This is a genomic window from Oxalobacteraceae sp. CFBP 8761 (assembly GCA_014841595.1).
Taxonomy (GTDB): Bacteria; Pseudomonadota; Gammaproteobacteria; order Burkholderiales; family Burkholderiaceae_D; genus Telluria.
On the sequence record JACYUE010000001.1, the window covers coordinates 1,898,905 to 1,920,502 of the forward strand.

A 21,598-nucleotide genomic window follows, 5' to 3' on the forward strand; every position below is an offset into this window, starting at 1 on the left:
CCGGCCATCTTACAAGAACGCTAGCGGTGCGTGTGGTGCTCAGCCGTCAGGCGGCGCATCAGTGGCAGTGCGGCCAGCGCGATCAGCGTGCAGGCGATGGCGGCCAGCCCCAGCTTGTTGAACAGGCTTGTGTAGATCGGCAGCGTTTGCAGCGGGTCGGTCATCCCTTGCGGCACGCTGGCCATCGTGGCCACCAGGCCGCCCAGGTATTGCGAAATGCCGACCGCAACGAAGTAGGCGCCCATCATGAAGCCGCCCATCCGTGCCGGCACGTAGCGCGCGATCATCGCCAGTCCGAGGCCGCTCACCAGCAGTTCGCCCAGCGAATACAGGCCGTAGCCCGCGATCATGATCCACGACGACGTCAGGCCGTTGACCGCGAAGGCGCCGGCGAAGCCGTATGTGAAGAAGCCCGCCGCGACGACGGCAAAGCCCAGCGCGAACTTGGCGGCGATCGACAGGTCGCGCCCGGCATTGCTGGCGCGCGTGTAAACCCAGGCCAGCACGGGGCTGAGCAGCATGATCCAGATGGCGTTGAGCGCCTGGAACTGCGCCGGCGACCAGGTGAACAGGTGGTTGCCGAACAGGCTGAAGTCCAGGTCGACATTCCGCAGCGCGAACAGTGACAGCGACGTCGACATCTGCTGGTAGAAGATGAAGAAGAACACCGTCTGCAGCGTCAGCACGAGCGCGGCGACGAGGCCCGAGCGTTCGCTGGTCTGGCTGGTACGGATCAGGTGGATGAAGATGCCCAGCACGACGAGGCCCGCCAGGTACACGAACAGGCGCGCGAGCCAGCCGTATTCGAGGATGAAGGCCGATGCAATCACCGCCAGAACGCCGCCGCCCAGCACCAGCGCGAGCTTGCCCCAGTTGAGCGGCAAGTTGTCCGGGGGCGAACCGATATGCCCGATCGTACGGCGCAACAGGCCCACGGTGATGAGGCCCACCCACAGACCCACGCTGCAGAATGCGAACGCCACGTGCCAGCCCAGTTCACCGGCGTAGTTGGCGTTGACGTAGTCCTTGATGGCCGGCGTGGCCAGCATCGAGACCGTGGAGCCGACATTGACGGCCATGTAGTAGATGGTGAAGGCGCTGTCGATCTTCGAGTCGTTGCCTTCGTAGATCTTGCGCACCAGGTTCGCGGTATTGGGCTTGAACAGGCCATTGCCGACGACGATCACGCCCAACGCCGAAAACGTCAGCCAGGTATTGGTCGTCGGGATGCCCATCAGCGCGTAGCCGAGCGACAGGATGATGGCGCCGATCACCATCGAGCGGCGCGTGCCGAGCACCTTGTCGCCGATCCAGCCGCCGATCGCCGGTGCGACGTAGATCAGTGCGGCGGCTGCACCCCATACGAGCGTCGCGCGGGTGTCGTCGAATCCCAGGCGCTGCACCATGAAGTAGACGATCAGCGCCTGCATGCCGTAGTAGCCGAAGCGCTCCCACAACTCGATCAGCGCGATCGTGGCGAATGAGCGGGTCTGGCTGACCGGGCGCCCGAGTGTCGTGTCCATACAAATCCTCTGCGACTGCGCCCCGGTCAGGCCGGCGCGCAAAATCCGACGATTCTATGCGATTTGGGTGAAAGACGCATCGTCGGGGCACTGCGCGGTGCTTACAGTTTCACGACAGTCGACGGACAATAAACCCGCAAGCGAGCGCCGGTGATTGCCTAGAATCGCGCACTGACAACATCCACAAGATCCGAAAGACTCGCATGATTGACCACACCAGGCCCATGGCCGTCCGCATCGCCTGCGCATTGCTGCTCGGCGCCTTCGTCACCGCTTGCGGCGGCTCGGACAACCCGGCGCTGCCGCTCCCGCCACCAGTGGCCGTCACGCCGGTCGCAACAAAGCTCGAACTGCTGTCGTCGACCGCGCGCGCGATGGACACGGTCGTGTTCCGGGGCGACAGCGCCTACCTGTCGCTGGCCAACAGCGCGACCGAAGGCTCGGCCGTCCTGCGCACCGCGCTGCCCCTGACTGCCGCCTCGAACTGGCGCCCGGTGGCGCTGGGCGCATGCGCCATGGCGCCCATTGGCGACTTCATCGGGCGTTCGCCGAAGATCAAGCTGGTAGGGCATGACGTGTGGCTGATGCAGCCGTGGGCAGATACGCCCGAGACCAGCAACGAACACTCGACCTGCACATTGGGTCCAACAGCTGCCAGCTTCGCGCCGCGCGACCAGGATCTGCGCACCTGCAACGACTACTTCTGCGAAACGCTGTCCATGCAGGACCTGAAACTGGCCGGCAACCGGCTGTACAGCAACGCGGGCGGCGGCAACAACCTGCTCACGTCAAGCGACGGTGGCACGACCTGGCAGGTGATCCGGGGCTCGAAGGATTCGCAGATGTGCTACGCGACCAAGTTCCACGTGCTGGGCGACCGCGTGCTGGTCGGCGGCGAATGCCCGCTCGACATGGCCTTCGTCGAGGCCTATCGCCTCACCGCAGACGGCGGCGCGCTGGCCGGCGACGCCAAGCTGCCACTGACCTTGCCCGAGCTGGAAAACCGCAATGTCCAGTTCATCGAATCGGTGCCGGGCACCGAGATCGTCTACGTCGGTGTCGAAGGCGGCCTGCTGCGCAGCCTCGATGATGGCCGCAGCTTCCGGTTCGTACTGCGCGAGCCGCTGACGAGCGCCAAAAGCTATCCGTACATCGGCGCCTTCCTGCCGCTGCGCGACAAGCCGGGTACGCTGGTCATCGGCGGCTTCGACAAACTGCATGGCCGACCTTATCTGGCGTGGTCGGAGGACAGCGGCAACTCGTGGAAGGACATCTCGGCGCTGGTGCCGGGCTTCGACAAGAAGACCGACGACGAATTCTCGACGCCGTCGGTGTCGGCGCTGAGCCAGGATCCGGAAGGCCGCATCATCGTCGTGACCAACGAGCGCGCCGATGGCCAGGGCCGCCTGATGCTGCTGACGCTCGGTACCCGCTAGTGGGCGACCGGTCTTCAGGTTTCATGTAGGGCAAGGCTGTTGGTGGCGGCCGAATTCTGTCATGCTTCGGCTGCAGCCGCACAACCTGACATAACGACAACCACGCCATGACAACAGCCACGATCGCCCGCCTTGCCCTGTGCATCACCGCACTCCCACTGGCCACCAGCACGTTCGCATTTGCGCAGAACGTCGAGCGCCAGTTCAAGAGCGTCACGCAGAACGGCAACACACTCGAGATCGCGACGGCCGACGGGCGCTACCTGATCAAGCCGTATTCGAGCGCGATCGTCGAGACCACCTTCATCCCGAACGGCGAACAGCTGGACCCGGCATCGCATGCGGTGATCCTGGCCCCGGTCCAGGCCCCGGCGACCTTCAAGGACGACGGCGCGCGCATCACCTACGCGACCGACGGCATCGCGGTCACGGTCGAGCGCAAGCCGTTTCGCATCGCTTATACGTACAAGGGCAAGCCGCTCGTGGCCGAGAAGCGTGGCTTTGGCCGCGTCGACGGCATGGACACCATCGAATTCGGACTGGACGACGGCGAAGCGCTGTACGGTGGCGGGGCGCGTGCGCTCGGCATGAACCGGCGCGGCAACCGCCTGCGTCTGTACAACAAGGCCGACTACGGCTACGCCGAACGCTCCGAACTGCTCAACTTCACGATTCCGGTGGCGCTGTCGTCGAAAAAATACGCGATCCACTTCGACAATCCGCAGGTCGGCTGGCTCGATTTCGACAGCCGCAAGGACGGTACGCTGCGCTATGAAGTCATCGGCGGGCGCAAAACGTACCAGGTCGTCGCAGGCGACACCTGGGACGCCGTCATGACCGGCTACACTGACCTGACGGGCCGCCAGCCGCTGCCGCCGCGCTGGGCCTTCGGCAACTTCGCCAGCCGCTTCGGCTACAAGACCGAGGCCGAGACGCGCGCCATCGTCGACAAGTTCGCGCAAGAGAAGATTCCGCTCGACGCGGTCGTGCTCGACCTGTACTGGTTCGGCAAGACGGTGCAGGGCACGATGGGCAATATGGACTGGGATCGCGACACGTTCCCGTACGCCGAGAAAATGATGGCCGACTTCAAGGCCAAGGGCGTCAAGACGGTCGTCATCACCGAGCCGTTCGTCTTGACCACGTCCAGGCGCTGGCAGGAAGCCGTCGACAAGAACGTGCTGGCGCTGGACGGCAAAGGCAAGCCGGCCACGTATGACTTCTACTTCGGTAACACGGGCCTGATCGACCTGTACAAACAGGAAGGGCGCGACTGGTGGTGGAACATCTACCGCGACCTGAAAAAGGGCGGCGTCACGGGCTGGTGGGGCGACCTGGGCGAGCCGGAGCTGCATCCGTCGAACCTGGTGCACGGCACCGGCACGGCGGACCAGGTCCACAATATCTATGGCCACGACTGGGCGCGCCTGATCGCCGAAGGCTACGGGCGTGAATTCCCGGCCGAGCGCCCGTTCATCCTGATGCGCGCAGGTTACTCGGGCTCGCAGCGCTTCGGCATGATCCCGTGGTCGGGTGACGTCAGCCGCAGCTGGGGCGGCCTGCAGTCGCAGATGGAAATCTCGCTGCAGATGGGCATGCAGGGCCTGGCCTACATGCACTCGGACCTGGGCGGCTTTGCCGGCGCAGTGCTCGACGACGAACTGTACGTGCGCTGGCTGCAGTACGGCGTGTTCCAGCCGATCTTCCGCCCGCATGCGCAAGAGGCGGTGGCGTCCGAACCGGTGCTGCGCTCGGAGCGCACCAAGGTGCTGGCGCGCGAAGCCGTGTGGTTGCGCTACGCGATGCTGCCGTATAACTACACGATCGCGTTCGACAACCAGCAGACCGGCATGCCTTTGATGCGCCCCCTGATGTTCGTCGAAACCGATCCGGCCCAGCCGATCGAGCGCTCGTCGACCTATCTGTGGGGCCCGGATTTCCTCGTCACGCCGATCGTCAAGCCGGGTGCCACGCGCGCCGAGGTGTACTTCCCGACCACGGGCAGCGTGTGGTTCGACTTCCATACGGGCCAGGCGCACAAGGGCGGCATTCTCGAAACCGTGCGCCCGGTCGATGCCAACATCCCGGTCTACGTGCGCGCCGGCGCCTTCGTGCCGATGGCGAAGGTGGTACAGACCACGCGCGATTACACTGGCCGTCACATTGACCTGCACTACTACCACGATGCCTCGGTCAAGACGTCCAGCGGCAAGCTGTATGACGACGATGGCGAGACGGCTGGCGCCTTCGCTGCGGGCAAGTACGAGATCGTGCGCTTCACCAGCAAGCTGGCTGACGCAGACGGCAAGGCGCAGCTCGAGATCGGTTTTGCCACCGAAACCGGCAAGGCGATGACCGCCGTCCCAAGGGGCTTTTCGCTCAAGGTGCACAATGTGGCGGCCAAGCCGCGGGCGGTGACGGTGGACGGGCGCGCCGTGCGCTTCGTGTTCAACGCCCAGCAGCACCTGCTGGAAGTGCCGGTCGCGGCGAAGGCGGGCCAGGCGGCGCAAGTGGTGGTCACGCTGTAACGGCGCGTGGCAGGGACGGTGGTCTGGCGAACATCGCAGGTTGCCGAAATTCGCTACATTGGGTGCTTCATTTCAGGAGCCACCCATGACGACCACCGCACCAGCCAATCCCCTCGTGTTTCGCAGCGAGTTCGAACACGTCGGCCTCGACGAATCCGAGACCATCCACGCCCTTCAAACCGTGTTTGCCAACATGGCCAAGAAGGTGGCAGACGCTGAGGGCCACGCCAGCCGCGCCGTCCACGCCAAGGGCCACGCCCTGGTGCGCGGCAAACTGACCGTGCTGGACAACCTGCCGCCGCAACTGGCCCAGGGCCTGTTCGGCAAGGCCGGTACCTATGACGTACTGCTGCGATGGTCGTCGCCACCGGCCGAGCAGCTGCCGGATGGCGTTTCGACCCACCGCGCCGTGGCGATGAAGGTGCTGAACGTGCCGGGCGAGCGCTTCGACACGGCCAAGAGCGGCAACTCGCAGGACTTCCTGATGGTGAACGGTCCGGTGTTCTCGGCGCCCGATCCGCAGGGGTTCCTCAAGAGCGTGAAGATGCTGGCAGCGACCACCAACGCATCCGAAACCGGCAAGAAGATCATCTCTGCGGTGCTGCGCACCGCCGAAAATGCGCTAGAGGCGGTCGGTGGCGAGAGCGGCATGCTCAAGGCGCTGGGCGGCGAGCCGCAGCACCATCCGCTGGGCGAAACCTACTTCAGCCAGACGCCGTACCTGTATGGCCAGTACATGGCCAAGCTGTCGCTGGCGCCGGTCGCGCCTGAACTGCTGGCGCTTGATGGCGCATCGATCAAGACCGAGGACGACGCGCAGCGCCACGCGATCGGTTCGCACTTTGCGTCGCAGGGCGGCGAGTGGGAACTGCGTGTGCAGCTGAACGTCGACGTCGAGAAGATGCCGATCGAGGATGCCTCGGTCGAGTGGCCACAGGAACTGAGCCCGTTCATCGCCGTGGCGCGCGTGCGCCTGGAGCCGCAAACGAGCTGGGACGCGTCGCTGGAAAAGCTGGAAGACGAAATCGCCTACGATCAGTGGAACTGCCTCGTCGAACACCGCCCGCTCGGGTCGGTGAACCGCGCGCGGCGCCAGGTGATGGCCACCTCGCGCGAATTCCGCTCGGAGTTCAACCGCTGCCCGATTCACGAGCCATCGGCATAACGATGCTGTGACTACCGGGCCACGATCAAGCGCAGGCCCAGTCCGATGAACACTGCCCCCGCGATCCGGTCAAGCCACATGCCTGCCGTGGGGGTGCGGTTCAGCCATCCGCCGATCGTGCCCGAGAAGTAGCCGAGCAGTCCGAAGATCACGGCCGCCTGCAGCGTGAAGACCAGTCCCAGCACGCCGATCTGCAGATTGGCGTCGCCACGCGCCGCGACGACGAACTGCGGCAGGAACGACAGGAAGAACAGCACCACCTTCGGATTGATCGCCGCAGCCACCAGGCCTTTGGCGAACAGGCGCCGCGCCGGTTCGTTCGACAATCCCTCACCAGAGACGCGCGCGCCGCCACGGCTGCGAATCGCGCCCCAGCCCATCCAGATCAGGTACAGGCCACCCGCGACCTTGAGCGCCGTGAACGCCGTCGGCGACGCCGCGATCAGCGCACTCACGCCAATGACGGCCAGCAGCGTGTGACTCAGGCAGCCGAAGGCACAGCCAAGCCCGAAGGCCACGCCGCGCAGGCGCCCTTTGGCAATGCCGGTGCTGAGCACCATCAGGTTATCCGGTCCCGGCGAGAGCGTGATCAGGATGGCGGCGGCGAGAAAGCCGAAGAGCTGTTCGGGCGAAAGCATGGTGGCGGTAAGATGAAGAAAGGGCGAACAGCATAGCGCATGTTCGCCCTTCGTCAAGCATCCCGCGGCGCGGGGTCAAGCGCTCATCACGCCTTCTTGCAGCTCAGTTCCTTGGCGTTTTCGCCCCACTTGATGGTGACCTTGCCATTCTGTTCCTTGAACTGTTCGCCGCGGTTGCCGTAGGCGACGCCGTTGTCGCTTGGCTCGCCGCGCAGCAGCACGTGTTCCTTGTTGCGCGCTGCGACCATCGACGCTGGCGTGGTTTCGAGGAAGAAGGCGGTGATCTTGCTCTTGTCGCTGCACGTGTACTTTACCGGGCCCTTGGCCTTGGTGACCTTGTAGGCGGTCTGCAGCTGCATGGCGCGGGTGCCATAGGCATTGTTGATGCAGCTAGTCATGTCCTTGGCATCGGCGCATTGCTTGACGCCGTCCCACCACTTGGTGTGCTGTTCCTGCAGCGTCTTGCCGGCGCCGGCATCGATTTTTTCCAGCGCTGCGCGGTACATTGCGTAGATCAGGCCTTCCGATTCGGCGGAGCCGGGATGGCCGCAGACCTTGGCTTCGGCCGAGCCGATGCCCTTGGCGCAGAAGCCCGGCATCGAGACAGCTTGCGCGCCGATCGGCAGGGCGAGGGCGGCAGCAAGAACGAGAAGTTTTTTCATGAGGATTCCTTATGGTGGTGGTCGCGGCGCATCTAGTTGGGGCGCCGTCGTGAATTGATTCAGGAGAGTTTGCTCAGGTCGAGTTCAACCCAGGTCGGCGTGTGGTCGCTGGGCTTTTCGCGCCCGCGCATGAATTTGTCGACACCGGCCGCCTTGAGCGCCGGCGCCAGCGCAGGGCTCAGCAGCAGGTGGTCGATGCGCAGGCCAGCGTCGCGGCCGAACGCATTGCGGAAGTAATCCCAGAACGTGTAGATCGTCTCGTCCGGATGCAGCGCGCGCAGCGAATCGAGCCAGCCCTGTTCCATCAGGCGCCCGAAGGCAGCGCGGGTCTCATCACGGAACAGCGCGTCGTCGACCCAGCGTTCGGGCTTGTAGACATCGCGCTCGGTCGGGATCACATTGAAGTCGCCGGCCAGAACGGCCGGCACGCCGGCGGCCAGCAGCTCGAGGCCGCGCAGGCGCAGGCGCTCCATCCAGGCCAGCTTGTAGTCGTATTTGGGGCCGGGCGCCGGATTCCCGTTTGGCAGGTACAGGCAGGCGATCAGGATGCCCTGGTAGGCCACCTCGAGGTAGCGGCTTTGCTCGTCGGCGTCGTCGCCCGGCAAGCCGCGCTGCACTTCCTGGGCCGGCTCGCGCGTGACGATCGCGACGCCATTCCAGCTTTTCTGGCCTTGCCACAGCGCGTGGTAGCCGGCCGCTTCGATTGCGGCGATCGGGAATTTCTCTTGCGGCGCCTTGAGCTCTTGCAGGCACACGACGTCGGGCTGGCGCTCCTCGAGATAGTGCAAGAGGGCGTCCAGCCTGCTGTTGATACTGTTGACGTTGTAGGTGGCGAGCAGCATGGGGTGTTCCGCATTCGTAGTAGGTAATTATGACAATATTGCGTGGAATCAGTCGCACGTCTCATTGGGCGCGCTTCGGTACATATACGCAAAACAGTATTATCTTATGGCGAATTGTTCGTTTTCTCATATAAGTGTTTGTTCTATACTTCGATCATCGAATATTGTTGCTGGAGATTTTGCATGATCAACCGCCGTTCCCTCATCCTGTGCGCCGTTGCGCTGGGTAGTTCGCTCACCATGGGTCTGGCTAAAGCCGACCAGCTGGCCGATATCAAGAAAAAAGGCCAGATCGTGTTCGGAGTGCTCGGCACCGACGAGCCGAACAGCTTCATCGACCCCAAGACGCGCCAGCTGGTGGGCTACGAGATCGACGTCGCCACGGCCGTGGCCAAGAAAATCGGCGTCAAGCCCGTGTTCAAGCAGCTGGCCGTGTCGGCGCGCATCCCCGAGCTGCAGCAGGGCCACGTCGACATCCTGGCCGCCACGCTCACACACAATAAAGAGCGCGAAGCGCAGGTCGATTTCGCGCTGACGCACTTCGTCACCGGTTCGAAGGTCATGGTGCGCAAGAACAGCGGCATCACGGCGCTGCCGCAACTGGCGGGCAAGAAGGTCGTCACCGTCCGCGGCGGCACCCAGGAAACCAATATGAAGAAGGCCGTACCGACGGCCAGTATCGTCACCTTCGAGAATACCCAGCAAGCGTTCCAGGCACTGCGCCAGGGCAAGGGCGCGGCCTACGTCAATGACGAGTCGTCGCTGCTGGCCGACTACGGCAAACTGGGCCCGGCTGCGAAAGACTTCGTGATCCTGCCGCAGTCGATCGGCGTCGAGCCGATTGCCCTGGGCCTGCGCAAGGGTGAGGCGGGCCTCAAGACGGTCGTCGACCAGGCGCTGCGCGAGCTCGAAGCGAATGGCGCGGCCGAAGACCTGTTCGTTAAATGGTATGGCCCCGGCACGCGTGCCAATATCGCCAAGCGCACCTTCAAGATCAGCACTGACAAGATCTGACCTTGGCGCTGTTCGATCCGACCATCCTGCAATCCGGCGAGTACCACGACTGGCTGGTGCAGGGCTTCATCCTGTCGATCCAGCTGACCGTGATCAGCTTCGCCTTCGCGCTGCCGTTCGGCGCGCTGGTGGCGGTGATGCGCACCTCGACGTCCAGGCTGCTGCGCGCGGTCGGCACCACGCTCGTCGAATCGATCCGCAACGTGCCGCTGCTGGCGCATCTGCTGTTCTGGTATTTTGCCTTTCCCGAGCTGCTGCCCGAGGGACTGCGCGAGATCCTGTACGCGAACAATCCCGAAGTGGTGTGCGCCGTCATCGCGCTCACGCTCTACAGCGGCGTGCACATGGCCGAGGATATCCGCAGCGGTATCCGGGCGGTGCCCGCGACCCAGCTCGAAGCAGCCCGTTCGCTGGGCCTGGGGCGCGCCGCGGCGGTGCGCCTCGTGCTGCTGCCGCAGGCGCTGCGCGCTTCGGTGCCGCCGCTGCTGTCGCAGACGGTCAATCTGTGGAAGGACACCAGCGTGGCCACCGTGATCGGCGCGGCCGAGATGATGTACCAGGCCGCGCGTGTCGAGACGGCGAGCTTTCGCAGCCTCGAAGCGTTCACCTTCGCCACGCTGGCCTACCTGACCGTCTCGCTGCTCATTTCAGCGGCAGCCTATCTGTTCCAGCGCCGCTATCCGGTGCGCACGGCGGCCTGACCATGAAAGCGTCCCGATGCTGGAACTGATCGATACCTACTGGCTGTACTTCCTGGTCGGCCAATACCCTGACGGCCCGCTGGGCGGCCTGGTGCTGACCATCCTGCTGTCCGGCGCCGCGCTGGTGCTGGCCATGCCGCTTGGCCTGATGCTGGGCATTGCGCGCGTGAGCCGCCGGCGCGCCATCAGCCTGCCGGTGGGCGGGTTCGTGCAGCTCGTGCGCGCCGTGCCGCTGCTGCTGGTGCTGTTCTGGGTGTACTTCTTCTTGCCCGCCGTGACCGGCGTGAAGACCTCGCAGGCGATGACGATGCTGATCGTGCTGGTGGTGTTCGACAGCGTGTACCTGGCCGAAATCGTGGCAGCGGGCATTCGCGCGCTGCCGAAGGGGCAGCTGGAAAGCGCCCGCTCGCTGGGCCTGGGATACGGCCAGGCGCTGCGCCATGTCGTGCTACCGCAGACCTTGCGCCACGGCCTGCCGTCGATCGTGAACCAGCTGGTCTCGACGATCAAGGCGACCTCGCTCGGCTACATCATCGGCCTGTCGGAAGTCTCGTTCATCGCAACGCAGATCAACACGCTCGTGTTCACCCGATCGGTGGAGGTGTACCTGATCCTGGCGCTGACCTATTTCATCCTGTGCTTCGGCCTGTCCCGCCTGGCCTTCCTGCTCGAACGGCGCCTGCAGCGGCGGCCGGTCGGCGCGCACTGAATTCCTGAAAGAAGCGAACGATGATCGTTCTCGATAACGTCAACAAGTATTACGGTGACTATCACGCGCTGGTGGGGATCACCGAGCGCGTGGAAAAAAATGAAGTCCTGGTCGTGTGCGGGCCATCGGGGTCGGGCAAGTCGACGCTGATCCGCACGCTCAACCGGCTCGAAGACATCGACGGTGGCCATATCGCCATCGACGGGCGCGACATCCACGCCAAAGGCTTCGACGTGAACGCGCTGCGCGCCGGCATTGGCTTCGTGTTCCAGCAATTCAACCTGTTTCCGCACCTGACGGCGCTCGAGAACTGCATGCTCGCGCCGGTGCAGCTGAAGCGTGCCAGCAAGGCAGAAGGCAGGGAACAGGCGATGGCGCTGCTCGACCAGGTGGGCCTGGCCCACAAGGCCGACGCCTATCCGGACGCGCTGTCGGGCGGCCAGCAGCAGCGCGTAGCGATTGCCCGTGCGCTGGCCATGCGGCCTTCGATCATGCTGTTCGACGAGCCGACCAGCGCGCTCGATCCGGAGATGGTGGGCGAGGTGCTGCAGGTGATGCGCGCGCTGGCAAAACAAGGGATGACAATGGTCTGCGTGACCCACGAAATGGGGTTTGCGCGCGACGTGGCCGATCGCATCTGGTTCATGGCCGAAGGCAAAATCCTCGAGAAGGGCACGCCCGGCGACTTCTTCGCCAACCCGCAGCATCCCCGCGCCATCCAGTTCCTCGCCGATCGCAACCGCAACTAGCGCCCCGCCACGGAGGGCATGCACAGTTTCGTGGACGCCATGCACATGCAGGACAGCGGTTTGGTATTTATAATGGCTGGCCGACAGGCAGGTCTGGGCCTGCCGATCATGCTTTCCCTGTGCCTTTCCCTTTGCCGATTGCGGCTTCCTTTTACCGTGCCACTTGAAGCTTTCCCGCGATGACGTCCAATTCTGCCAACTTCGATGAAGATGCACGCCTCGCCGTCCTCGATTCCTTCGGCATCCTCGATACGCCGCCGGAACGCTCGTTCGATGACGTGGTGCGCCTGGTCAGCCAGCTGCTCGATGCCCCGATTGCCGCCGTCAACCTGATCGCGCGCGGACGCCAGTGGTTCAAGTCGGAGATCGGCCTGGGCACGCGCGAAATGCCGCTCGATAACTCGATCTGCCGCCACGCCCTGCTGCAGCAAGAGCAGATGATCGTGACCGACACCCAGAACGATCCCCGCTTCAGCTGCAATCCGCTCGTCACGGCCGATGGCGGCCTGCGCTTTTATGCCGGCGCCGTGCTGCGTACGCGCGACGGCGTGCCGCTCGGGACCCTGTGTGTGCTCGACAAGAAACCGCGGCCGGAAGGGTTGACCGAGCAGCAGCAGTTCATGCTGACGACATTGGCGCACCAGGTGATGAGCCAGATCGAGCTGCGCCAGGCGCTCGCCGAGCAGGAAGCGCTGAACGAGGCGCTGCGCCGTGCGGACCAGCGCAAGGATGAATTCCTCGCGATGCTGGCGCACGAGCTGCGTAATCCGCTGGCGCCGATTGTCTCTGCCGCCACGATGCTGTCGAATTTCGAGCTCCAGCCAAGCATGGTGCAGCGCGCTGCCGACATCATCGCGCGCCAGGCGGGCCACATGACCTCCCTGATTGACGACCTGCTCGACGTGTCGCGCGTCACGCGCGGCAAGGTGGAGCTCGAATTCGTCGAACTCGATCTGAAGGATGTTCTGGCCGACGCGGTCGAACAGGTGCGGCCGCTGATCGAGAAGCACGGCCACCGGCTGGTGCAGGAGGCGGCGCCGACGCCGGCACTGGTCGTGGGCGACCGCAAGCGCCTGGTGCAGGTCATGACCAATTTGCTCAGCAACGCGGCCAAGTACACGCTCGAGGGCGGGCGCATCGAGGTGCGCATGGCCACGCGCGGCGCGCTGATCGACCTGACGATCCGCGACGATGGCATCGGCATGTCGCCCGAGCTGATCGCCAGCGCGTTCGACCTGTTCGCGCAGGGCACGCGCGGGCTGGATCGCAGCCAGGGCGGCTTGGGCATCGGCCTGGCGCTCGTGCGCAGCCTGCTCAAGCTGCACGGCGGGGAGGTGACTGCCGCCAGCGACGGCCCGGGTTGCGGCAGCACGTTCCGGGTCACGCTGCCGCTGTCGTCGCGCGCTGGCGCCGCCGCGCCGGCTATTGGGACGGATGCATCGCAGGGCAATCCGGCCGCGCTGCGCATCGGCGTGGTGGACGACAACGAAGACGCCGCCGTGACGCTGGCGCTGCTGCTCGAGACGCTGGGCCACACGGTGTCGGTTGCCCATTCGGCGCGCGCCGCGCTGGAAGCGCTGCCGGCGTTCGAGCCGGACGTGTGCCTGCTCGATATTGGCCTGCCCGAGATGAATGGGTTCGAGCTGGCACGGGCGCTGCGCGCCAGGCCCGGGACCGACCATGCAATCCTGATCGCGGTTACCGGCTACGCGCAGGAGAAAGACCGCGCCGAAGCACGCGCCGCGGGCTTTCACGACCTGTTCGCCAAGCCGGTCGACCTCGAGGTGCTGGGCGCAGCGCTGGTGCAGATCGAACGGCGTCGCCGCTAGCCTGCGGTGCGACGGGGTCCGCGTGCGTCAGGCAGAATTTGTGTCTGATTCACGCACAAAGGACACACCATGACGCAACGCTATCAACCGATCACCCGCCTGGGCCTGGGCGGCACGGGCTTTGGCGACATGTACCACGCCACCAGCGACGAAGCAGCCCAGGCGACCGCCGACGCCGCATGGGACGCCGGCATCCGCTACTTCGACACCGCGCCGCACTACGGCGCCGGCCTGTCCGAACACCGCTTCGGGCACGCACTGCGCCGCCGCCCGCGCGCCGACTACACGCTCTCGACCAAGGTCGGCCGCCTGCTGGTCCCATCCAGCCCGGGCGAAATCGCCGCGCCGTTCGTCGGCGCCTTGCCCTTCAAGCGGGTGATCGACTACACGGCCGACGGCGCGCGCCGTTCGGTGGAAGACAGCCTGCAGCGCATGGCGCTGGCATCCATCGACATCGTCTACGTGCATGACCTGTCGCCCGACATGTTCGGCGACCAGTTCGACCACTACTACCGGATCGCATCCGGCCCGGACGGCGCCTTCGAGGGTTTGACGAAGCTGCGCGAGGAGGGCGTCATCAAGGCCTGGGGCCTGGGCGTCAACACGGTCGAGCCTTGCCTGCGCGCGCTGCGCGATGCCGACCCCGACATCTTTTTGCTGGCCGGGCGCTACACGCTGATGGAAACGACGCCGCTGGCCGAGCTGTTCCCCCTATGCGCCGAGCGCGGCGCAAAGGTCGTCATCGGCGGGCCATTCAATTCGGGCTTCCTGGCGGGCGGGCCGAACTACGATTACGGTCCGGCCGATGCGGGCAAGCTGGCACAACGCGAACGCTTGCGCAAAGTCGCGGTCGACCACGGCGTCGACCTGGCCGCGGCTGCGCTGCAGTTCGGCCTGGCCCATCCGGTGGTCGCCGCGACGATCCCGGGCGCAAGCAGCCCCGAGCACCTGCGGCGCAATGCGGTGTTGATGGAGATGGCGATCCCGAAGGCATTCTGGGAAGCGCTGCGCACCGAGGGCCTGGTGGCCGAGGACGCGCCGCTGCCATAACCTGCCTGCAGCAAAAAAAGCCGGGGTCAGGTCTGACATTCGGACACGGCCTCGGCAGTCGGCTAGCCGGGTTAGTCGGAAGTAGCTGTCAGACTGCAATACTAATGCTGGTCAAGACACTATAGGAAGTGACTAAGGCTGAGTTCGTGTCCGAATGTCAGACCTGACCCCGGCTGTGCAGCTGAGTTCGTGTCCGAATGTCAGACCTGACCCCGGCTGTGCAGTTGTGATCTGGCCGCGCGATATCGGCCAGCATTGCATCTTACGGCTTAGAAACCTTCTTCCGGCGTCAGATAACGCCATTGACCCACGGGCAGGTCGCCCAGCTTGACGCGGCCGATTCGTACGCGCTTCAGGCCTAGCACCTTCAGCCCCACCATGTCGCACATGCGCCGGATCTGGCGTTTGCGGCCTTCCTTCAGCGTGAAGCTCAGCTGGTCTTCGTTCTGCCAGCGCACCTTGGCTGGCAGCAGCGGTTTGCCGTCCATCCACAGGCCGTGCTTGAGCTTCTTGAGTTCACTGTCGGGCAGCGTGCCCGGCTTCGTGTACTCCACGCGCACGAGGTATTCCTTCTCGATGGACGTCGTCTCGCCAATCAGCTGCTTGGCGATGCGGCCATCCTGCGACAGCACCAGCAGGCCCACCGAGTCGATGTCCAGGCGGCCGCACGGGACCAGGCTGCGCAACTGGGTCGGGTGGAACTGCTCCGTCGACGGATCATCGGCCCAGCGGTTCTCGGGCCGGATCAGCGCTACGGCCGGCGTGTAGCCGTCTTCGGCCTGGCCGCTGACGTAGCCGACCGGTTTGTGGATCAGCACCGTGACGCGCTTGGACTGCTCGGCGGCGGCCTGGCGCTCGACCGTGATGCGCTGCGTTGGCAGCACCTTGCTGCCCAGCTCCGCCACCACCTGGCCATCCACCCGCACCCAACCGCGCGCGATCCATTCATCGGCTTCGCGGCGCGAGCACAGGCCCAGTTCGGACATTCGTTTGGAGAGGCGGAGCGGTTCGGTCATTGTCAAAGCTTTTCGTTGAAGGAGTAGTTATCAGATCTTGAGCGCGTCGAGCAGATCCGTTTCAAGCTGGACCTGGATGCGCGGGTTGTTCAGGGCAGGGCCGTCGACGAGGAACACGTCTTCGACACGCTCGCCCAGCGTCATGATCTTGGCGGTGTGCAGGTTGATACGGTAGCGCGTCAGCACGCTCGATACCGCATACAGCAGGCCCATACGATCATTGGCAGCGATCGACAGCACGTGGAACTGGCCCCGTTCATCGGGCCGCACTTCGACTGTCGGCGTGATCGGGAACGTGCGCGACATGCGCGACAGGCGTCCGCGGCACGGCGGCGGCAGCGGTTCCTGCGACACGAGCAGGGCACTCAGTTCGTGCTCGATCAGGTTGATGATGTCGCGGTAGCTGCCGGCGAAGTGTTCGTCGGCCACCATGAAGCTGTCGAGCGCATAGCCGTGGCGCGTCGTGTGGATCTTGGCGTCCAGGATCGAGAAATCCTTGCGGTCGAAGTAGCTGCAGATGCGCGCGAACAGGTCGGGTTGATCCTTGATGTACACGGCCACCTGCAGCCCTTCGCCGATCGGCGCCAGGCGCACGCGCACGATCGGCTTGTCGCTGTCGACCTTGTCGTGCAGGGCGCGCGTCTGCCAGGCGATGTCGGACGCGTCGTGGCGCAAAAAGTACGCCACATCCAGCTGCTTCCACAATGCCTCGTGCGCATCGATTGGCAGGCCAAACAGGCGCAGCGTGGCCAGCGCTTCTTTCTGGCGCGCGCGCAGCTCGCGGTCGGCCGAATGCGGCTCGCCGCCCAGCACGCGCAGCGTCGTCTTGTACAGGTCCTCCAGCAGCTTGGCCTTCCATGCATTCCAGACCTTCGGACTGGTGCCGCGGATGTCGGCCACGGTCAGCAGATACAGCGCCGTCAGGTGACGCTCATCCTTGACCACCGCAGCAAACGCCGCGATGACGTCAGGATCGGACAGGTCCTGCTTCTGCGCGACCTGCGACATCGTCAGGTGCTGCTCGACGAGGAACACCACAAGTTCAGTGTCGGCCTCGGTCATGCCATGGCTGCTGCAGAACTGGCGCGCGTCGTCCATGCCGAGTTTGGAGTGGTCGCCACCACGGCCCTTGGCGATATCGTGGAACAGCGCGGCCACGTACAGCACCCAGCGATCGCGGAAGTCGGCAATCAGCTGGCTGCAGAACGGGTATTCGTGCGCATGTTCGGGCATCGTGAAGCGGCGCAGGTTACGCACCACCATCATGATGTGCTGGTCGACCGTGTAGGCGTGGAACAGGTCGTGCTGCATCTGCCCGACGATCTTGCGGAACGCCGGCAGGTAGCGGCCCAGGATGCCGAATTCGTTCATGCGGCGCAGCGCGTGCACCATGCCGCGCGGCGCCTGCAGCACGCGCAGGAACAGCGCCTTGTTGACCGGATCGGCGCGGTACGCGTCGTCGATGCGGGTGCGGGCATGCCACAGCGCGCGGGTGGCGCGCGCCGTCATGCCCTTGATGTCGTGGCGCTCGGTCATCACGACGAACAGTTCGAGGATCGCCGTGGGCGTCTGCTCGAACGTGTCGTCCTGCGCGATGTCGATCAGGTTCCCCATCTGCAGGAAGTGGGCGCTGATCGGGAAAGCGACGGCGGGCTGCGGGAACAGCTGGGCCTCGATATTCTGCAGCAGGATCGTGTTGAGCTGCGTGACAGTCTTGGCGGCCCAGTAGTAGCGCTGCATCAGTAGTTCACTTGGACGGCGCACGTTCGGGCCATCGTCGGTGGCGACCAGGCCCAGCGTATTGGCAATCGCCGTCTGCACGTCGAACACCAGACGATCTTCGCGCCGCTTGGTGTGCAGGTGCAGGCGGATGCGGATGTCCTTGAAGGCGCTTTCCTTTTCCATCAGCTGACGCGCTTCCATGCGCGTGATCATGCCGCGCGTGGCAAGCTGGCCCCAGCTGTCGGCCAGGCCCGCCGCCTTGGCCACCCACATGATCACCTGCAGGTCGCGCAGCGCGCCCGGGCTTTCCTTGACGTTCGGTTCGAGCGCGAAGGCCGTGTATTCGTGCTTGGCGTGGCGCAGGCGCATCTCGGCCGTCTTGGCCCGGAAGAACGCCTGCGGGTCGAGCGCCTCACGGTAGCGCTGCTGCAGCGTGTCGAACAGCGGCTCGTTGCCGGTGACCAGGCGCGCCTCGAGCAGGCTCGTTTGCACGGTGATGTCGGCCGCGGATTCGATCAGGCATTCGTCGACCGTGCGGATGCTGTGGCCGATCTCCAGGCCCAGGTCCCATAGCAGCTGGACCAGGCCTTCGAGGCGCGCCTGCGTGATCGCATCCGGCGGGGCGGCCAGCAGGATCAGGAGGTCGACGTCGGAATACGGAAACAGCTCGCCGCGCCCGTAGCCGCCCACGCCCACGAGCGCGGTGCCGGCGGGCAGGCCGGCCGCCTGCCAGGCATCGATCAGTACCGCATCGACGACCTGGCGCAGGTTGCGCAGCAGTTTTTCGGGCATGCCGTCTTCCTGGAATGCCTGGAACACGAGCTGGCGCTCATTCTTGAGGCGCTGGCGCAGCGTGGTGCGGACGGTGTCCAGGTGTTCGGCGTGACCCATGGCCGGCTCCTTATGCCGCTGCGGCAGCAGGGGCAGGCGCCGACCAGACAAAGTCCGGCCCGAGCAGCGGCAGGGCGATCGCCGGCGGTGGCGGGCTGCCGGCCGACAGCGTCAAGACTTCGACGCCGGTCTCGGTGACCAGCACCGTGTGTTCCCACTGCGCCGACAGGCTGCGGTCCTTCGTCTTGATCGTCCAGCCGTCCGGCATTTCCTTGATGTCGCGCTTGCCGGCATTGATCATCGGCTCGATCGTGAAGATCATGCCGGGTTGCAGGACTTCGAGCGTGCCCGGGCGGCCATAGTGCAGCACTTGTGGCTCTTCGTGGAACGAGCGGCCCACGCCGTGGCCGCAGAATTCGCGCACGACGCTGTAGCCGTTCTTTTCGGCGTGCTGCTGGATCGCGTAGCCGATGTCACCCAGGTGCTTGCCCGGCTTGACGGCGGCGATGCCCAGCCACATGCACTCGAAGGTGACTTCGGACAGACGGCGCGCCATGATCGACGGTTCGCCGACCAGGTACATGCGGCTGTTGTCGCCGTGGAAACCTTCCTTCGTGATCGGCGTGATGTCGATGTTCAGCGCGTCGCCGCTCTTGAGCACGCGGTCGCCCGGGATGCCATGGCAGATCACGTCGTTGAGCGAGGCGCAGATCGAGCCCGGGAACGGCGGGTAGCCGGGCGGGGCGTAGTTGAGCGTGGCCGGGATCGTGCCTTGCACGTTGACCATGTACTCGTACGCCAGGCGGTCGAGCTCGCCGGTGGTGATGCCAGGCTTGATGAACGGAGTGATATAGTCCAGCACTTCCGAGCCGAGGCGGCAAGCGACGCGCATGCCGTCGATTTCTTCGAGGGTCTTGATGATGGTGGCCATAGGAGAGTCGTATCCTGCGTGGTATCGGGTGAGCGCCCGGCGACCGGGGTGGCAATGGTCGGGGCAGTATGGCCGCCATTATAAGGGATGTCGCGGCACTGCTGTAAGGCAGGGGAGGCGCCTGCCTGGCCGGGCTGCGATTGCACGCTTGAATAATGCTGACAATTCCGCTAGAATCTCGGGTTGCTCGGATTCACATCGTGCAACGTTGTAAAAATAAAGTTTTTTAATTGATAGAAATCGCGAATGTGGCCCTAAAAGGGTGCCTGCTTGGTGACTGGCCACATTCAAGACCTAACCCTGGAGAATTACATGTCCGTTACTATGCGCGAAATGCTGGAAGCCGGTATTCACTTCGGCCACCAGACCCGTTTCTGGAATCCAAAGATGGCACCGTTCATCTTCGGTCATCGCAACAAGATCCACATCATCAACCTGGAAAAAACCATGGCGATGTATCAGGATGCGATGAAAACCATCAAGCAGATCTCCGCCAACCGCGGCACGATCCTGATGGTCGGTACCAAGCGTCAGGCTCGCGACATCATCGCAGCTGAAGCGCAACGCGCCGGCGTCCCATACGTCGACCAGCGCTGGCTCGGCGGCATGCTGACCAACTTCAAGACCATCAAGACGTCGATCAAGCGCCTGAAGGAAATGGAAGTCCTGGTCGAAGACGGCTCGGTCGAGAAGATGTCGAAAAAAGAAGCGCTGATGTTCTCGCGCGAAATGATCAAGCTGCAAAAGTCGATCGGCGGTATCAAGGATCTGGGCGGCGTGCCAGACGCGATCTTCGTCGTTGACGTCGGCTACCACAAAGGTACGATCACCGAAGCCGGCAAGCTGGGCATCCCGGTCATCGGCATCGTCGATACCAACCACTCGCCAGAAGGCGTCACCCACATCATCCCGGGCAACGACGACTCGTCGAAAGCCATCAGCCTGTACGCACGCGGCGTTGCCGATGCGATCATCGAAGGCCGCGCCAGCGCGACCAACGAAGTGGCTGACATGGTCAAGGCAGCCGGCGGCGACGACTTCGTCGAAGTTTCCGAGCAGGCATAAGTGATGGCAGGCCATGTGCCTGCTGCCACATAGAAGGGGGCGCCGGACTGTCGAGCCCCCCTTTTTTTAAGCTAAATACTTGCAGGACGCTCAACTTGAGCGGACTGCACCCCTGGATACACATTTAGGAGAACACACTATGGCAGCTATTACTGCAGCAATGGTTGGCGAACTGCGCGCCAAGACCGATGCACCAATGATGGAATGCAAAAAAGCACTGACCGAAGCCGACGGCGACATGGGTCGTGCTGAAGAAATCCTGCGCGTCAAGCTGGGCGGCAAGGCATCGAAGGCATCGGCACGCGTGACCGCTGAAGGCGTTGTTGCTACCTATATTTCGGGCAACGTCGGCGCGCTCGTCGAAGTCAACAGCGAAACCGACTTCGTCGCGAAGAACGATGATTTCCTGGCCATGGTCAACCTGGCAGCACGCCTTGTCGCCGAAAACAACCCGGCTGACGTCGCTGCACTGGCAGCCCTGCCACACGAAGGCGGTACCTTCGACGACGTCCGTACTGCCCTGATCGGCAAGATCGGCGAGAACATGACCGTGCGTCGTTTCCAGCGTTTCGAAACCACCGGCAAGCTGGCATCGTACCTGCACGGCACCCGTATCGGCGTCATCGTCGATTTCGAAGGTGCAGACGAGCAAGTCGGCAAGGACCTGGCCATGCACATCGCTGCCATGAAGCCAGTCGCTCTGTCGTCGGAGCAAGTGCCAGCAGAAATGATCGAAAAAGAGCGTTCGGTTGCTGAACTGAAAGCCAAGGAAGATGCCGACAAGGCCGTCGCCGAAGGCAAGCAGCCACAATCGGCTGACATCGTCGCCAAGCGCGTCGACGGTTCGGTGCAGAAGTACCTGAAAGAAGTCTCGCTGCTGAACCAGGCGTTCGTCAAGAACGACAAGCAGTCGATCGAACAGATGATCAAGGCGGCAAACACCACCGTCAAGGGCTTCACCATGTACGTGGTGGGTGAGGGCATCGAGAAGAAGGTCGACGACTTCGCAGCTGAAGTCGCAGCACAGATGGCTGCCAACAAGCAGTAATCAAACAAACGGGCCGTGAGGCCCGTTTTTGTAGGGCGGACAGCTTCGCTGTCCGCGCGGTGATGGTTGGCGGCGCGGTGATGAGGCAGCAAGCGGAGCCGGTTCGGTTTGGTATCCGAACGTAAGTTTTGCAGGATGA

Annotated in this window: 18 protein-coding genes; 11 read left to right on the forward strand and 7 right to left on the reverse strand. The window is 64.1% G+C overall.

The genetic code is table 11. The annotated features are described in order from the left end of the window. Nucleotides 1–20: 20 nt before the first annotated feature. Nucleotides 21–1,523, reverse strand: coding sequence for an MFS transporter (locus IFU00_08390; protein MBD8542296.1), 1,503 nt, complete (start codon nt 1,521–1,523; stop codon nt 21–23). A 203-nt stretch (nt 1,524–1,726) separates the two neighbouring features. Between IFU00_08390 and IFU00_08395 the strand changes: the two genes are divergently transcribed. The 3 genes from IFU00_08395 (at nt 1,727) to IFU00_08405 (ending at nt 6,652) form a co-directional block, all read left to right on the forward strand. Continuing rightward, complete coding sequence (locus IFU00_08395; protein MBD8542297.1) at nt 1,727–2,959, forward strand: hypothetical protein; 1,233 nt, start codon at nt 1,727–1,729, stop codon at nt 2,957–2,959. A 107-nt stretch (nt 2,960–3,066) separates the two neighbouring features. Next, nucleotides 3,067–5,487 (forward strand): DUF4968 domain-containing protein, encoded by a 2,421-nt coding sequence (locus IFU00_08400; GenBank protein ID MBD8542298.1) that lies wholly within the window; start codon nt 3,067–3,069, stop codon nt 5,485–5,487. An 85-nt stretch (nt 5,488–5,572) separates the two neighbouring features. After that, nucleotides 5,573–6,652 (forward strand): catalase family protein, encoded by a 1,080-nt coding sequence (locus tag IFU00_08405; GenBank protein MBD8542299.1) that lies wholly within the window; start codon nt 5,573–5,575, stop codon nt 6,650–6,652. 11 nt (nt 6,653–6,663) lie between these two features. On the opposite strand, the gene IFU00_08410 is transcribed toward IFU00_08405, so the two are convergent. From IFU00_08410 to xth, 3 genes are all read right to left on the reverse strand, one after another. After that, nucleotides 6,664–7,290: a LysE family translocator gene (locus IFU00_08410; protein ID MBD8542300.1), complete on the reverse strand. Its 627-nt coding sequence runs from the start codon at nt 7,288–7,290 to the stop codon at nt 6,664–6,666. 86 nt (nt 7,291–7,376) lie between these two features. Continuing rightward, on the reverse strand, nt 7,377–7,952 hold the full coding sequence (locus tag IFU00_08415) for a hypothetical protein (GenBank protein ID MBD8542301.1): 576 nt from the start codon (nt 7,950–7,952) through the stop codon (nt 7,377–7,379). Between the two features lie 59 nt (nt 7,953–8,011). Then, nucleotides 8,012–8,794 carry an exodeoxyribonuclease III gene (gene xth, locus IFU00_08420; GenBank protein MBD8542302.1) on the reverse strand — a complete coding sequence of 261 codons (783 nt, stop codon included), beginning with the start codon at nt 8,792–8,794 and terminating at the stop codon, nt 8,012–8,014. 183 nt (nt 8,795–8,977) lie between these two features. On the opposite strand from xth, the gene IFU00_08425 reads away from it, so the two are divergent. The 6 genes from IFU00_08425 to IFU00_08450 all read left to right on the forward strand — a co-directional run bounded on the left by IFU00_08425 (nt 8,978) and on the right by IFU00_08450 (nt 14,846). Beyond that, on the forward strand, nt 8,978–9,808 hold the full coding sequence (locus IFU00_08425; GenBank protein ID MBD8542303.1) for a transporter substrate-binding domain-containing protein: 831 nt from the start codon (nt 8,978–8,980) through the stop codon (nt 9,806–9,808). 2 nt (nt 9,809–9,810) lie between these two features. Next, nucleotides 9,811–10,509 carry an amino acid ABC transporter permease gene (locus tag IFU00_08430; protein ID MBD8542304.1) on the forward strand — a complete coding sequence of 233 codons (699 nt, stop codon included), beginning with the start codon at nt 9,811–9,813 and terminating at the stop codon, nt 10,507–10,509. A 16-nt stretch (nt 10,510–10,525) separates the two neighbouring features. Further along, nucleotides 10,526–11,218 (forward strand): amino acid ABC transporter permease, encoded by a 693-nt coding sequence (locus tag IFU00_08435; GenBank protein ID MBD8542305.1) that lies wholly within the window; start codon nt 10,526–10,528, stop codon nt 11,216–11,218. A 20-nt stretch (nt 11,219–11,238) separates the two neighbouring features. Continuing rightward, nucleotides 11,239–11,967, forward strand: coding sequence for an amino acid ABC transporter ATP-binding protein (locus tag IFU00_08440; protein MBD8542306.1), 729 nt, complete (start codon nt 11,239–11,241; stop codon nt 11,965–11,967). 179 nt (nt 11,968–12,146) lie between these two features. Then, the gene (locus tag IFU00_08445) at nt 12,147–13,796 is read left to right on the forward strand and encodes a response regulator (GenBank protein ID MBD8542307.1); all 1,650 of its coding nucleotides are present in this window, start codon (nt 12,147–12,149) and stop codon (nt 13,794–13,796) included. Nucleotides 13,797–13,865: 69 nt separating this feature from the next. Beyond that, entirely contained in the window at nt 13,866–14,846 is a 981-nt protein-coding gene (locus tag IFU00_08450; protein MBD8542308.1) for an aldo/keto reductase, read from the forward strand. Nucleotides 14,847–15,115: 269 nt separating this feature from the next. Here the strand turns inward: IFU00_08450 and IFU00_08455 are convergent, their stop codons facing one another. From IFU00_08455 to map, 3 genes are read right to left on the reverse strand one after another with little or no spacing between them, the layout of a single operon-like run. After that, the gene (locus tag IFU00_08455; protein MBD8542309.1) at nt 15,116–15,862 is read right to left on the reverse strand and encodes an rRNA pseudouridine synthase; all 747 of its coding nucleotides are present in this window, start codon (nt 15,860–15,862) and stop codon (nt 15,116–15,118) included. Nucleotides 15,863–15,892: 30 nt separating this feature from the next. Next, nucleotides 15,893–18,475 (reverse strand): [protein-PII] uridylyltransferase, encoded by a 2,583-nt coding sequence (locus tag IFU00_08460; GenBank protein ID MBD8542310.1) that lies wholly within the window; start codon nt 18,473–18,475, stop codon nt 15,893–15,895. 10 nt (nt 18,476–18,485) lie between these two features. Beyond that, nucleotides 18,486–19,346: a type I methionyl aminopeptidase gene (map, locus tag IFU00_08465; protein MBD8542311.1), complete on the reverse strand. Its 861-nt coding sequence runs from the start codon at nt 19,344–19,346 to the stop codon at nt 18,486–18,488. Between the two features lie 312 nt (nt 19,347–19,658). Here map and rpsB point away from each other — a divergent pair, with 312 nt between their 5' ends. After that, nucleotides 19,659–20,411, forward strand: coding sequence for a 30S ribosomal protein S2 (gene rpsB, locus IFU00_08470; GenBank protein ID MBD8542312.1), 753 nt, complete (start codon nt 19,659–19,661; stop codon nt 20,409–20,411). 139 nt (nt 20,412–20,550) lie between these two features. After that, entirely contained in the window at nt 20,551–21,459 is a 909-nt protein-coding gene (locus tag IFU00_08475) for an elongation factor Ts (GenBank protein MBD8542313.1), read from the forward strand. Nucleotides 21,460–21,598: the final 139 nt, after the last annotated feature.